A 14,575-nucleotide genomic window follows, 5' to 3' on the forward strand; every position below is an offset into this window, starting at 1 on the left:
TTCGAAATCCCCATGATTAAAATTGTATTCAAATTAATTGGCAAAGGAGTATTCCTTATTGGCTTTTTGATTTTTTCTATCTCAGCGCTAGCTCAGGATAAAGATTTTAGACTTATTCCATGGCCTAATCAGTTAGAGAAAGGTAAGGGCGAATTCATTTTAAAGGCTAGTACTTCTATTGTCCCACCAAGTATTAAAGATAAAGAGCTGGCAGAATTGCTTGCTTTAAGATTGAAATCATTAACAGGCTATGATTTGAAAGTTGCAAATTCTGCTGCAGTGAACAATGTGATTCGATTTTTAGCTGATGAGCATATTAAGGGTGGCAAAGAGGCTTATCAGCTTGAAGTTACCGGTGGAAACGTGGTTATTAAGGCTGCGAAGCCTGAAGGATGGTTTTATGCTATGCAAACATTAGTGCAGCTTTTGCCTGCGAATATAGATCAACGGGTTGCTAATTTGGGTGTGAGAATTCCGGCGGTTAAAATTGCCGATGCTCCTCACTTTCAATGGCGGGGATTAATGGTAGATGTAAGTCGTAATTTCTTTTCCAAAGAAGTTATTAAACGGTATATACTGCAAATGTCTAAGTATAAAATGAATGTGCTGCATTTGCATTTGACAGATAATCAGGGTTGGAGAATTGAAATTAAAAGTTTACCAAAATTGACTGAGGTGGGGGCCTGGCGGGTGCCTAGGACTGGATATTGGAGAAATCAGAAGGCACCTGAGGCTGGTGAAAAGGCTACGAAAGGTGGGTTTTATACTCAGGACGACATAAGGGAGTTGGTTGCTTACGGACAAAAGCACTTTGTTGAATTGGTGCCTGAAATTGATGTTCCCGGGCATAGTTTAGCGCTAATTGCTTCATATCCGGAACTTTCCTGTACAAAAGGGGCTCAGCAGGTTTTAGCGGGCGACCCATGGAATGCTTCGCGAACGAATGTAGTGTGTGCTGGTAATGATTCTGTTTTTGTTTTTTTGGAAAAGGTTATTGATGAATTAGCGGGGTTATTTCCTTCTAAATTTATACATATTGGTGGTGATGAGGTATCGAGAGCCTATTGGGATAAATGCCCGGTTTGTCAGCAAAGGATTAAGGATGAGCATCTAAAGAGCTCGGAAGAGTTGCAGTCTTATTTTCTGAAGCGTGTTTCTAAAATTGTACTGTCTAAGGGTAAGCAGCCTTTGGGCTGGTACGAAAATCTGCCTGGTGGTCTTCCTGATGATATGGCTGTAATGAGTTGGAAGGATGATAAAGGAGGAATTTTGTCGTCCAATAAAGGCCAGCAGGTAGTTATGACGCCTGCTGCATATACTTATCTCGATTTTTACCAGGGAGATCAATACCTGGAAAACGCTATTTTTTCGGTAAACCGCTTGAGCACAACTTTTCAGTTCAATCCTATCCCTAAGGGGATTAAAGAGGAGAATGTAATGGGTGGGCAGGGGAGTTTGTGGACAGAGCAGGTGCCTAATGAGCGTAAGCTACAAGCTATGACCTGGCCCAGGGCTTTTGCATTAAGTGAAACCCTGTGGAGTGGCCCTGCTAAGCGTAGCTGGAGCAATTTTATTGATCGGGTAGAGTCGCATTTGCCTGTTCTAGATAAGGATACGGTCAACTATTCAAGGTATTTTTATGATGCCATAGTTTCCGGTGTTCGTGGTGCAGATAAAACGCTTTTGATCAATCTGTCTACTGAGATTGAGGGACTGAAGATTTATTATTCTTTTGATGATACGGATCCGGATCCATATTATCCTGTATATGCGGGGATTCCTTTAAGTATTCCTAAGGGTGCGCAGAATATACGTGTAATTACATATCGTAACGGTGTGCAGGTAGGTAGGTTAATGAAAATTCCGGTTACGGAACTGGAGAGAAGGACTCCTGTTAAGTAAGTAAATTCTCTGTAGTTAATGTTGTTGGTGCTTTTTCTTTTGTCGGGTAGGTATTTGAGATGCTTTTAAAAATATTTTAATAAAACTCTTTGATTGTTTTTAATTTATTTAATAAAGTTATTATATTTACTGGCAAACCAAACCATTATGAACTTAAAATCAAACTTTGCGCTTATTCTTATTGCGGCTGCGACTTTGATGTCTGCATGTAGTAAATCTAAAAAAGAAGTGGGTTCCGGTCCTGAGGAGCCTGTTGTGGTTGTTGATTCCACTCCATTAATTAGCTTATCTTCTAGCTGGAAAAAAGCTGTTCACCTGATGGCAGATTTTCCAAATGGAATTCAGGTTTACATGAATACCACCCCATTCAACGGAAAAGCCTTAGTTGCCTATTGCGTCGTTTTTGATCCTAAATCAGGTCTGGAGCTTAAGCCGGTAACGGCAACAGCAAATAAAAAAGTGTCTGCTTTTTATACAGAAGAAACAGGGTTTAGGTATGCCTGTATTAACGGAGGGTTCTTCGGGACGAATACGTCTTATAGTCTTGCCATGTACAAAGGTGCTATAAACGCTATTAATATTAAGTCATTAACGCGTACACTTAATGGTGCTAATGCGACTTATTATCCTACCAGAGCTGCTTTTGGAATTTCAGAAGAAGGTGTGCCGGATGTAAGTTGGATTTATCATGTGGGTACTGGAAATGGAACGATATATTCTTATCCCGCTCCTGCTGCAAATCTGATTAATACCGCGCCGAAGCCAGTGCCAACTGCTACATTACCTGCAGGCGGAGCAATCTGGAATGTTAAAGCGGCAATTGGAGGTTCTCCAATGCTAATTAAGGATGATAAGATTAACATAACAGATAAAGAAGAATTAATCGATATTGATAACACTTCATCTCGTGCACGTTCAGCTATCGGCTATACTAAAAATAATATGATTGTACTTCTTGCTGTAGAAGGAAATATTACTAATGGAGGGGCCGGCTTAAATCTAGCTGAGTTAGCTCAGTTGATGAAAGAGATGGGGTGTGTAGGTGCGGTAAACTTAGATGGAGGAGGCTCTACATCTATGACTGTGCGTGCAAAGCCAACTGTTAAGCCTTCAGATGGTGCGGAAAGGCCGGTTATGACTGCGCTGATTATTAAGAGGAAATAGCCTGCAGATATTCTATAAATACAAAAAACAAATTACACGATTCAAAAATGATTGCATTCTACTTAAAGAATTATTTTTTTAATGCTCTTCTACTGGTTTCTCTTGTTTCAGCACTCCCTGCTGAATCTAAAGAGTATCATACCCAATTATTAGTTGTTGGTGGTGGCGCAAGTGGAACCACTGCTGCAATACAGGCCTCGAGAATGGGGGTTAAAACCTTAGTTATAGAGGAAACAGAATGGCTGGGCGGAATGTTGACTTCGGCTGGAGTTGCTGCTATCGATGGTAATCATCAAATGCCTTCTGGCTTATGGGGTGAATTCAGACAAAAGCTTTATGATTATTATGGTGGACCAAAAGCAGTAGAAACTGGATGGGTAAGCAACACCTTGTTTGAGCCATCAGTAGGAAATAGAAAGTTAAAAGAATTAGCTCAAAACCCTAATCTGACAATCTGGTATAAAGCAGAATGGAAAAACATTACACGTAACGGGACTAAATGGACAGTTGAAACGTATGTGAAAGGGAAACGTACCCTTGTAACTGCGGATCTGATCATTGATGCTACTGAATTAGGGGATGTAATGGGCTTTTTAAAAATTCCTTATCGCATTGGTATGGATAGCCGATTTGATACCGGCGAATCTTTCGCTCCTGAAAAAGCTAACAATATTATTCAGGATCTAACCTATGTTGTAGTGCTTAAAGATTTTGGTAAGAACGCAGATAAAACGATTGCTAAACCAGCTGGATACGATCCAAAAGTGTTTGAATGTTGCTGCGACGTTACTGATCCTTCAGCTGATGCCAGTCATAAACGTTCAATCGATTGTAACCAAATGATCACCTACGGTAAATTGCCGAACAACAAGTATATGATCAACTGGCCTAAATGCGGAAATGATATTTACCTGAATATCATAGAGCTGAGTAAAAAGGATAGGGAAGCAGCACTTAAAGAAGCTAAATTACACAGTTTAAGATTTATTTATCACCTGCAAGCAAAGCTTGGATTTAAGCATTTAGGTATCGCTGATGACGAATTCCCTACAGCCGACAGGTTGCCGATGATCGCTTATCATAGGGAAGCAAGAAGATTAGATGGTAAAGTTACTTTAACTGTTAACGATATTACTGCACCTTATCAGCAAAAAACTAGTCTATATCGGACCGGGATTGCAATTGGAGATTATCCGATAGATCACCATCACTTAAAAAATCCTGAAGCTCCTCAAATTGATTTTATAAATATCAAAGTTCCTGCTTATAATATACCACTGGGTGCTTTGGTTCCTAAAAATGCAGACGGAATTATTGTTGCTGAAAAAAGCGTTAGTGTGACAAATATTGTCGCAGGTGCCAGTAGGTTACAGCCTGTAGTATTGACCATTGGTCAGGCGGCAGGAGCATTGGCTGCGGTTGCCATAAAAAATAATCAACAGCCTGCTCAGGTAAATATTCGTCAGGTGCAGATGGCCTTATTGGAAAGCAAAGCTTACCTGATGCCTTTTATTGATGTAAAACCTGAAGATAAGGATTTTGTAGTCATGCAAAAAATTGGAGCAACGGGAATTCTAAAAGGAACGGGAATACCTTATAAATGGGCCAATCAAACCTGGTTTTATCCCGAGCAGCCGGTTAATGAATATACTTTGATTGAAGGATTTAAATCTTTCTACCCCGTAATGACTGATCTTTTCCCTTCGGGAAAACTGGTAAATGCCGCATTTGCTGCAAAGCTATTTTCTTCTGTTTCAAAAAAAGATATTAATCTTTCAGCCGTATCGCAAGTAATTAATGAACGTATTGCCAGACAAAATGTGGGTGAAGAAACTGTTTTGTCAAGGCGGATACTTTCTGTATTGATAGACCATTTTTTAAATCCTTTTGCTCAGGAAATCGATTTTAATGGATCACCCAAACTCAAATAAACAAACGTATTTTAAATCTAACCAATTAACAGTATGCAACAAATTTTTACTAAAAAGAAGGAGTGGCTCCTCAGTGGGATAAGCCTTATCCTTTTGATGTGCATTTCTATGGCGTCCCTGGCGCAAATCCGAACGGTTACCGGTGTTGTAACCGATGTGAAAGGTGATCCTCTGGTGGGGGTGACTGTTCAGATAAAGGGTACTAAAACAACAGTGAATACTTCTTCTAGCGGAAGTTTTAGCATTAAGGTTTCACAGGGGAATCAGGCTTTAGTGTTTAGTTATATTGGTTACGAGCCAAAGGAGGCAGTTGTAGGACAAAATGCAAGCCTTAAAGTAGTTTTGCAGGAATCGGTCTCGCAGCTAAATAATGTAGTTGTTATAGGTTATGGTACAGCCAAAAAAGGAGATCTGACGGGATCAGTAGCGAGTGTGAACGTTGCGGATTTACAAAAAGCGCCAGTAAGATCATTTGATGAAGCTTTGGCTGGCCGTGTGGCTGGGGTACAGGTGGTTTCGTCGGAAGGTGGGCCCGGTGGTAGTGTAGACATTGTAATTCGCGGAGGTAATTCCATTACACAAAACAACTCTCCATTGTATGTTGTTGACGGATTCCCTATGGAAGATGTAAATAATGTTGGCTTAAATGCTTCAAATCCGATTTCATCGATCGATCCTTCAGATATAGAATCTATAGATGTATTAAAGGATGCTTCCGCTACCGCTATTTATGGCGCAAGGGGTGCTAATGGTGTTATCGTAGTAACCACCAAACGTGGTAAAATAGGCCTGCCTACAATTAGTTACAATACGTATTTCGGCTTGCAGCATAACAACAAGAGAATGGAGTTGCTCAGTCCTTATGAATATGTAAAGCTTCAGTATGAGATTGATCCGATAACAACTAAAAAGTTGTATCTGAACAAATTGAATGAAATTGAAAACACAGAGATACCATTAGATTATTATAAAGGAGTTAAAGGGATAAATTGGGAAGACCAGATCATGCGTACCGCACCTATGCAGAATCATAACTTAAGTTTAAACGGCGGTACAGAAAAAACAAAGTACAGTATTTCTCTTTCTTATTTTGATCAGGATGGGATTATTATCTATTCAGGTTTTAATCGTTTACAAGGGAGAATTACACTTGATCAGCAGGTAAATGATAAGCTTAAAATAGGAGTTAATACCAATTATTCTACAATAAAACGTTTCGGTACACCACCGTCACAGTCCACCTATCAAAATCAGCTTAATTTATTGTACAGTGTGTGGGCTTACAGACCTATAACAGGTTTTAATTCATCTGCTAATCTTATTGATGTTCCACAAGATCCTGAAATTGACCAGGGGCCTTCAGAATTTCGCTTTAATCCAATATTTACAACAAAAAATGAATTACGTCAGGATGTTGGAGAAACATTTATGGTTAATGGCTACGCCGAGTATGCAATTATGCCTAACTTAAAGTTGAAAGTTAGTGCAGGTGCAACAAAAGGTACTACTCAATATGAGACTTTTAATAATTCAGGTAGTAGAACGGGTAATCCAAGTACAAATAATAAGGTAAACGGAGGGATTGCCATTTATAATTCAATGAGCTGGTTGAATGAAAATACCTTGGCCTATCATAAAAAGTTTAATGACGATCATATTCTTGATGCTGTTGGTGGATTTACCATGCAGGGCGGAAAAGGCAGATCATTCGGGGCTACTGCAAAATTACTTCCAAATGAAGGCTTAGGTTTAAGTGGATTAGATGAAGGTGTTCCTTTAGCGATACAATCAACCAGTACAAACAATACCCTTTCTTCCTTTTTAGGTAGGGCAAACTATACTTTTAAGTCTAAATACCTTTTTACAGCTTCGTTCAGGGCTGATGGATCTTCAAGGTTTATCAACAACAAATGGGGATATTTTCCTTCGGGATCTTTTGCATGGAAGCTTGGTTCAGAGCCTTTCATGAAACAGTTAAAATTTATTTCTTCGGCTAAATTAAGAACCTCTTATGGTTTTACAGGAAATAACGGTATTGGAGACTTTTCTGCTTATTCCAGCTTTGTCGTTCCATTGTCAGCAGGATATTCATTCGGAAACCAGTTGGTAAACGGAAGCTATTCCGCCAGTATGGGAAATGCTGATCTGCGCTGGGAAAAAACGGAGCAGACAGATATAGGTCTGGACTTCGGTTTATTCAAGGACCGCGTAACTTTTGAAATCGATGCTTATCGTAAAAATACCAGCGATCTATTGTTAAATGCCAGTTTGCCGACCAGTACGGGTTATATCAAACAATTTAATAACATTGGTAAGGTTAGAAATGAAGGATTGGAGTTTACGGTTAATGGAACTCCTGTACGTACTAAAGATTTTAAATGGTCCACAAATTTTAACATTTCGTTTAACAGAAATAAAGTGTTGGAATTGGCTGAAAATGAATTGACACTAACTTCCGTTCAGGCATGGGGAGCGGGTTGGGAGGATCTTCCGGGTTATATCGCTAAATTGAACAAACCGGTGGCTCAGTTCTATGGCTATGTATGGGAAGGTGTTTATAAATACAGCGACTTTAATCAGTTAGGGCCAAATAGCTTTATCTTAAAAGATAATATTACTGCCAATGGGGAGACCAGGCCAAATGTGCAACCTGGAGATATCAAGTACAAAGACCTAAATGGTGATCTTGTGATTGATGCGAACGATAGAACAGTTATCGGAAACCCGCTTCCGATTCATACCGGTGGTTTTTCAAACAACTTTACCTATAAGAACTTTGACCTGAATGTTTTTTTTCAATGGTCTTATGGTAATGACATTTATAATGCAAACCGTTTGGCCCTGGAAACAGGTATGCTAATTAATACAAATCAGTTTGCTTCATATGCGAACAGATGGTCTCCTTCGAATCCTGATTCTAATATGCCGGGTGTAAGAGGAACTACAAATATGGCTTACTCAACGCGTGTGGTAGAAGACGGTTCATTCATCAGATTAAAAACAGTACAGTTGGCTTATATGCTTCCTGCAGACTTTTTGAAACGTATAAAAATCAAAAGTGCAAAAGTTTACATGGCTGCGCAGAACATCATTACATGGTCTAATTATTCAGGATATGATCCTGAAGTATCTGTTAGGAGGACTGCCCTTACCCCTGGGTTTGATTATTCTGCTTATCCGCGTGCATTTACTGCAACACTTGGTCTAAATGTGAATTTTTAAATTAATTAGCAATGAAACGTATTATAACATATAGTCTATTGGTATCTGCATTGTCACTTGGTGGATGCGCTAAATTTTTGGATACTGCTCCCACTGATTTTATATCACCTGTAAATTATTTTAAAACAGAAACAGATATCAACACGGCACTTGCTGGAGTTTATGATGTGTTAGGTAAGAGCGGTACTTATGGCAGAACTTTTCATTTTGAGAATGATCAGAGTGATGAATGGTTTGACTCAAGAAGTACTGTGACAACAGGTTTACAAATAGGTAGCATCACGACATCTGATCTTACAGTAAGTACAGCATGGACTTTGCTTTACAGTGGCGTAGCCAGGGCAAACGTGTTTCTGGAGAATGTGGATAAAGCCGAAATGGATGCTAAAAAGAAGTCCATTGCAAAAGGTGAAGCCATGTTTTTAAGGGCTTATTATTATTTTTTATTGGCTAACAATTGGGGTGATGTGCCTTTGCGACTTACTTCCACAGCTTCTGTTAAGGAGGCAAGTTTTAAAAATACTCCTGTAAAAGAAGTCTTTGATTTTATTGTAAAGGATATGGAAACGGCTGCAGGATTGGTTGGTGAAAGCAGTGCATATGCTTATAACAGTAGAGTCACCAAAACAGTTGTCTGGGGTATTTTAGCCAGAGTTAACCTGAAAATGGCAGGGGCACCGATAAAAGAAACTGAAAGGTTTGCTGAAGCAAAAAAATGGGCGCAACTGGTAATAGCTGATGGTGGCCATAGGTTAAATCCTGATTATGCGAATGTTTTCATAAAAATGTGTCGGGATGAGTATGACACTCAGTATAGAGAAAGTATGTGGGAGGTAGAGTTTAATAAACTAGCTACCGGCGGACAGGAAGAAGAAGGATCTATTGGCAGTATCAATGGAATCGGTAATACTGATAGGCTTTTTGGATATAGTTATGGTATTCCTCATGCTACGGAAAGTTATTATAATCTATTTGATCCATTAGACAATAGAAGAGACTGGTCTATTAGCCCATATCGGTATGCAACAGTAAATTCGGTGCCTAATTCTAAGGTGAATTTTACTTCTACGGAGATATACAATAGGTTTAATGCAAAATGGAGAAGAGAATATGAAACAGCCGTGCCTAAAAATGTTGGTACAACACCTATAAACTTTCCTATGCTTCGGTATTCAGATGTATTGTTAATGTTTGCCGAAGCAGAAAATGAGGTTAATGGACCTACAAATGATGCTATTAATGCAGTTAACCTGGTTAGAAGAAGGGCCTACGGCGTTGATTTGAATGGTCGGGTTATTAAAAGTGTTACAGTGACCAACGAAGGATCTGGTTATACATCTATTCCAACTATTACCATTTCTGGTGGTGGTGGAACGAATATGATGCTTTTACCTGTTATTTCAGGTGGTAAGGTAATCCGGGTGGATATTTTATCAAGGGGAGTGGGGTTTACGGCGGCACCAACGATCACCTTGAGCGGTGGTGGCGGTACAGGAGCAACAGTTACAGCAACAATTACTTCTCCTACTGAGTATTTACTACCTGCTGTTGCTGATAAAGCTGAATTCCGTGCCGCAATCAGAAAAGAACGCTCTCTTGAGTTGGGATACGAAGGGCTCAGGAAGTTTGACCTGATCCGTTGGGATATTTATGTAGAAACAATGGAATCACTGGCTAACGTAATTCGTTTGACGGCTCCAAGTGGTTATAAGTTTGCAGCAGTATATGCTCAGAATGCAGCTGATGCAAGGAATGTTTTGTTACCTATTCCATCGAGCGAGATGATGCTCAATAAGCTTATTATTCAAAATAAAGGTTGGTAATTCATATTTATAGATAAATAATGATGAAAAATAGAAAATATCTTGTAGGTCTGGCTGTATTACCTTTCCTCGCATTTTGCACCAAAGATGATGTGCAAACTCCTTCTTTTGATATTACTGTTGAAGCAAGGGAGTATAAAATTAATGATTCGGTAAGGTTTATTATAAAGGATGCACCTGATGTCCTGAGCTTTTATTCAGGTGAAAAAGGGAAGGAGTATCAATACCGTGACCGCATAGTGGTTGAAGGTAGAAGAAAGGAATTAGCACTGAATACACAGATAATCTATGGAAGTCAGACGGATAACCTTAAGATTATGGTTTCCAATGATTTTACAGGTACTTATGATGAGGCTTCTGTAAAAAAAGCTACCTGGAAGGATATTACAAGTAAATTTACGTTGTCGACTTCTCCTATTAATCTTTTAGGACCAAGGGTTTCTTCAGGAAAGGTGGATATTACTGATGATATAATTGCAGGTAAGCCATTGTTCGTCGGTTTCAAATATGTTGGTTTAGCTTCTCCAGGTACAGCCTCTACACAAAGAGGCTGGAGGATTTATGGTTTTGACTTAACAACTACAGATAAAGATGGCACATCAACATCAATAGCCACACGTACCAATGCGGGATGGAGTCCTGTTAATATCATTGATGCTGTAAGTCCTACTACAGGGGCAAGTAAATGGATATATGTTGCAGATATGTTTTACTATGACCCAATGAGCAGCTTGGTAGAGTCCGAAGGTTGGTATATAACCAAAGGTTTTTTGCCAGACAATATGTCTCCGGATAAAGGAACTCCTATTAAAGATTATACGCAACGCAGAACTTCTTATGCTTACTCTTTTAAAGCTGAAGGAGAATACACCGTTACTTTCGTTGGATCTAATGTTAATTATACAGGTGAAAAGGAAGTAGTTAAGGAATTTAAGATTAAAGTCGTTAAGTAATCTTTTATAGGCCGTCAACACACACACAAATGAAACTATATTTTAAGTTAACTTTTGCCTTCTTTTTCATCTGCCTTTCCGGGCAGATGAAAGCAACAGGTTCATGGTGTCCTATTTATTACCAAGCGCTTCAACTGTCATGAAAAAAAGAGAAGAGGCATTAGATGCACTGAGAGGATTGGCCATACTGCTTATGGTATTGTCGAGCAGTATTTCTTTTGGAATACTGCCTGCATGGATGTACCATGCTCAGGTGCCGCCGCCATATCACGTTTTTAAACCGGAATTGCCGGGAATAACCTGGGTAGATTTAGTATTCCCATTCTTTCTGTTTACTATGGGCGCGGCAATTCCGTTAGCCTTGCAAAAGAAATTGACTGAGCAATCAGTCTTAAAAACAGTAGGACAGCTTATTCAGCGTTACGCACTTTTGGTTGTATTTGCCCTATTTACATTTTATGCCCGCGCATGGGTAATGAGTGGTACGCCCGGGTGGAAAGAGCATCTGTTGTCTATCGGTTGCTTTTTTGTACTTTTCCTGATGTATGCCCGCTTTAATAGTTTAAAAAATAAAGCGCTTAGCTTGGGGATTAAAATTGTTGGCTTTGCTCTGGCAGCCGCCTTTTTATACTTGTATCCCTTTAAAAATGGATTTAGTTTAGGTTCCAGTGATATTATCATTATTGTATTGGCCAATATGGCTTTTTTTGGAACGCTGATCTGGTGGCTTACCCGCAATCAACCGCTATTGAGAATTGGTATTTTACCATTGATAATGGCCATATTACTTACCGCTAAAGATGCAGGTACCTGGAATAGCGCTTTTTTTAACTGGTCGCCGTTACCATGGATGTATAAGTTTTATTACCTGAAATATTTGTTTATCGTACTACCGGGCACATTTGCCGGTGAATGGTTACTCAATAGAAGTGCTTCGCCAATTCAGGATTTGGTACCCGGAGCGAAAGCCAAGTTATTAAGCGTAGGTATGCTGTGCTGGGTTTTATTAATCTGTAATGTGGTTTGCTTATACATGAGATGGCTGGTTCCTAATTTATTTATTAGCGCTGCGTTATCGCTGCTATTACTGCGGCAATTAAAAAGATTGGGTGAAGGCAGCGATAAAGTGCTCTTTACCAAATTTGCCAATGCCGGAGTTTACCTGCTTATACTAGGTCTGTTTTTCGAGGCTTTTGAAGGTGGCATTAAAAAGGATATATCTACTTTTAGTTACTATTTCTTAAATACCGGATTGGCTTTCCTTGTCCTGTTATCCTTTACTATTTTTGAGCGATTGGGTTATATCTCGGCCATCATTACTTATTTGGGTAATAATGGTAAAAACCCGATGGTAGCTTATACTGCCGGAAATTTATTGCTAATTCCACTATTAAAGCTTGCCGGTACTGATGTATATTTAGACAACGTAGCAAGCTTACCTGCGGGAGGATTCTTAAGAGGCTTAATATTTACGGGAGTAGTATCGCTCATTACTTTGTACTGTACGCGCGCCAAGCTTTTCTGGAAAACCTAATCAACCTGAATTAATAAAAACAAAACAAACCATACCGTGTCAAAACTTAAAAATATAAGCCCTATTTATTGGATTCCTGCAACCTGGTTTGCTATGGGATTGCCATTTGTAGCATTATCAGGTGCAAGTTCTATCATGTACAAAAACATGGGGATTTCTGATACTCAAATTGCATTCTGGACTTCCCTGATTATGTTCCCATGGACGATTAAACCTCTTTGGGGTCCATTTTTGGAAATGTATAAAACAAAGAAGTTTTTCGTTTATACTACCCAGATCCTTACCGGTTTATTGTTTGGTCTTTTGGCTTTGACCTTACAGATGGACCATTTTTTTAGTTTCTCTATAGCCATTTTGACCATGATCGCCTTAAGTGGATCTACTCATGATACGGCGGCTGATGGAGTATATTTAAATGAATTGAGTCCAAAGCTTCAAGCCAAATTTGTAGGCTGGCAAGGTGCTTTTTATAACATTGCAAAAGTTTTCTCTGGTGGTGTTCTGGTATATTTTGCGGGACAGCTAGAAAAAGAGATTGGTATTCATAATGCCTGGATGATCGTGATGTTTGCTTACGGGATTATTATGGTTTTACTCGGATTGTATAACATGAGAGTTCTACCTGCCGGGAATGAAACACCAAAAGTTAGCTCTGTTAAAGAAGGGTTTGTTACCTTAAAAGATGTTGTGATTACCTTTTTTCAAAAGAAAAATATCTGGTATAGTCTGTGTTTCATAGTCTTTTATCGTTTTGCAGAAGGACAAGCCATAAAAATTGTTCCTTTATTCTTCAAAGCATCGCGAGAATCCGGAGGATTAGGTTTAAGCACATCGGAGATTGGTCTGCTTTACGGAGTTTTTGGATCAATCGCTTTCGTATTGGGTTCTATCGTTGCAGGATACTATGTTTCCAATAAGGGCTTAACAAAAAAAACACTGCTTATTTTGTGTGCCTTTTTTAACCTGCCATTTGCTGCTTACGCCTTTCTGGCGATAGCGATGCCTCATGATCTGTATATTATCGCATCAGCAGTGGCCATAGAATATTTTGGTTATGGTTATGGCTTTGTGGGACTGATCTTATTTATGATGCAAAACATAGCACCAGGTAAATATAAAATGGCCCACTATGCTTTTGGTAGCGGCTTAATGAATTTAGGATTCATGATTCCTTCGATGATTAGCGGTTTACTTAGCGATTATTTAGGTTATAAGGAATTTTTTATCTGGGTATTGATTGCTACAATTCCGGCCTTTATCGTAACCTGGTTGGTGCCATTGATGCCGGCGGAGACTGAGACTGAAGAAGAAGCTGAAAATGTAGAAGAAGTGACAGCTTAAAGAGATCCATACATTAACAAAGATTTATAATGAAGAGATTTTTTATTGGTTTATTACTAGCATTGCCATTTTATGTAAGTGCTCAGCAGCAAGTCGAAATTGACAGCAGCTATGCCAATGGCCATTATTTACAAAGACTGGAGTTTTTTAAGAAAATGCCCGACAAGAAAAATGAAATTGTTTTTCTGGGAAATAGCATTACTGAAGGTGGAAAATGGCAGGAACTTGTTCCCTCGAAAAATGTCATCAACAGGGGGATTAGCGGTGATGTAACTTACGGCATAATCGCCAGGATGGACGAGGTGTTAGCTTCGAAACCTGCAAAAGTCTTTATGCTCATTGGTATCAATGACATGAAGCGTGGTACACCGCAGGAGGTTATTCTTAATAATTATAAGAAAATCATCAGTATGGTTAAGAAGCAATCTCCAACTACAAAATTATACTTGGAGAGTATACTGCCAGTTAATAAAGCGATGCTTCCGGCATCTTATGCCAGGTTGTCTAATGCAGCTATCCTGGAAATGAATGTGCAGCTAAGGGCCATCGCTAATGAGCAGCAATTAACCTATGTAAATCTACACGATGTATTTGCAGGAAAAGATGGTGAATTAAAGAAAGAGTTGAGTATAGATGGCCTGCATTTAAAATCGGCTGCCTATATTTTATGGGCCGATTATTTAAAGAAAAATCATGAATTGTAAT

General features: G+C 39.1%; 9 protein-coding genes. All 9 read left to right on the forward strand.

Annotated features, from left to right (window positions below):
* Positions 1–12 precede the first annotated feature (12 nt).
* The 9 genes from B9A18_RS10030 (at position 13) to B9A18_RS10070 (ending at position 14,574) form a co-directional block, all read left to right on the forward strand.
* On the forward strand, positions 13–1,902 hold the full coding sequence (locus tag B9A18_RS10030) for a beta-N-acetylhexosaminidase (protein ID WP_084289159.1): 1,890 nt from the start codon (positions 13–15) through the stop codon (positions 1,900–1,902).
* Positions 1,903–2,049: 147 nt separating this feature from the next.
* Complete coding sequence (locus B9A18_RS10035) at positions 2,050–3,066, forward strand: phosphodiester glycosidase family protein (protein WP_084289160.1); 1,017 nt, start codon at positions 2,050–2,052, stop codon at positions 3,064–3,066.
* Positions 3,067–3,113: 47 nt separating this feature from the next.
* Positions 3,114–4,997, forward strand: a complete 1,884-nt coding sequence (locus tag B9A18_RS10040) for an FAD-dependent oxidoreductase (protein ID WP_084289161.1) — start codon at positions 3,114–3,116, stop codon at positions 4,995–4,997.
* Positions 4,998–5,030: 33 nt separating this feature from the next.
* Entirely contained in the window at positions 5,031–8,219 is a 3,189-nt protein-coding gene (locus B9A18_RS10045; RefSeq protein ID WP_084289162.1) for a SusC/RagA family TonB-linked outer membrane protein, read from the forward strand.
* A gap of 11 nt (positions 8,220–8,230) precedes the next feature.
* Complete coding sequence (locus tag B9A18_RS10050; RefSeq protein WP_084289163.1) at positions 8,231–10,042, forward strand: RagB/SusD family nutrient uptake outer membrane protein; 1,812 nt, start codon at positions 8,231–8,233, stop codon at positions 10,040–10,042.
* A gap of 20 nt (positions 10,043–10,062) precedes the next feature.
* A complete protein-coding gene (locus tag B9A18_RS10055) occupies positions 10,063–10,995 on the forward strand; it encodes a DUF5017 domain-containing protein (RefSeq protein WP_084289164.1) in 933 nt (310 codons plus the stop codon).
* Between the two features lie 139 nt (positions 10,996–11,134).
* The gene (locus B9A18_RS10060; RefSeq protein WP_084289165.1) at positions 11,135–12,529 is read left to right on the forward strand and encodes a DUF5009 domain-containing protein; all 1,395 of its coding nucleotides are present in this window, start codon (positions 11,135–11,137) and stop codon (positions 12,527–12,529) included.
* Between the two features lie 36 nt (positions 12,530–12,565).
* Positions 12,566–13,870: an MFS transporter gene (locus B9A18_RS10065; protein ID WP_144009449.1), complete on the forward strand. Its 1,305-nt coding sequence runs from the start codon at positions 12,566–12,568 to the stop codon at positions 13,868–13,870.
* 29 nt (positions 13,871–13,899) lie between these two features.
* Complete coding sequence (locus B9A18_RS10070) at positions 13,900–14,574, forward strand: GDSL-type esterase/lipase family protein (RefSeq protein ID WP_084289166.1); 675 nt, start codon at positions 13,900–13,902, stop codon at positions 14,572–14,574.
* Position 14,575 lies beyond the last annotated feature (1 nt).

The sequence above is a fragment of the Pedobacter nyackensis genome, assembly GCF_900176505.1.
Classification (GTDB): Bacteria; Bacteroidota; Bacteroidia; order Sphingobacteriales; family Sphingobacteriaceae; genus Pedobacter; species Pedobacter nyackensis.